Origin of the sequence: Aeromonas sp. ZOR0001, from assembly GCF_000801015.1 — a bacterium.
In the GTDB taxonomy this organism is placed as follows: domain Bacteria; phylum Pseudomonadota; class Gammaproteobacteria; order Enterobacterales; family Aeromonadaceae; genus Aeromonas; species Aeromonas veronii.
This window is the reverse complement of record NZ_JRJY01000012.1, coordinates 1-522: the sequence shown is the minus strand read 5'-3', so window position 1 is coordinate 522 and position 522 is coordinate 1. Positions and strand designations below refer to the sequence as shown.

The following is a 522-nucleotide window of genomic DNA, read 5'->3' as shown; positions in this document are numbered from 1 at the left end:
CCGGCACCCTGCCGGAGCGAGCGACTTTACGAAGTAAAGTCTAGTGAGTACTCTTGCTTGTCAAGAGGCCCTCCGGAGGTCGCCATGCTGTCGCCCCCCTCTGGCCTCTCCGACAGTCCACCAAGAGGGGAAGACACATGGCCGCCTTTGCCATCATGCGCTGCAAGAAACTATCGGGGATGGGCTCGGTTGCAGCCTCCCTAAAGCACTGCTTTCGGGAGCGTGACACCCCCAATGCAGACCCCGAGAGACTCCGGCACAACATGCACATGGCCGCCCGTTCCACAGACGAGGCGATGGGCAAACTGCGGGAGAAGCTGCCGGAGACGCGGCGCAAGGATGCGGTGCTCGCTATCGAGTACGTCCTGAGTGCGTCTCCGGAGTGGTGGATCAATGCCGATTCCGGCCGGAAAGCGGACTTCTACCAGAGCTCGATGGACTGGCTGGCCGAGAAGTACGGACGGGAAAACATCCTGGGATCGTCGATTCACCTGGACGAGAAGACCCCCCAAATGTCGGCGT

Annotated in this window: 1 protein-coding gene; it reads left to right on the top strand. The window is 61.1% G+C overall.

Features of this window, described 5'->3' with window-relative positions; genetic code table 11:
* Positions 1 to 137 precede the first annotated feature (137 nt).
* Positions 138 to 522 (top strand): plasmid recombination protein (locus L972_RS02100; protein ID WP_047434929.1); only part of this gene is annotated, 385 nt, incomplete at its 3' end.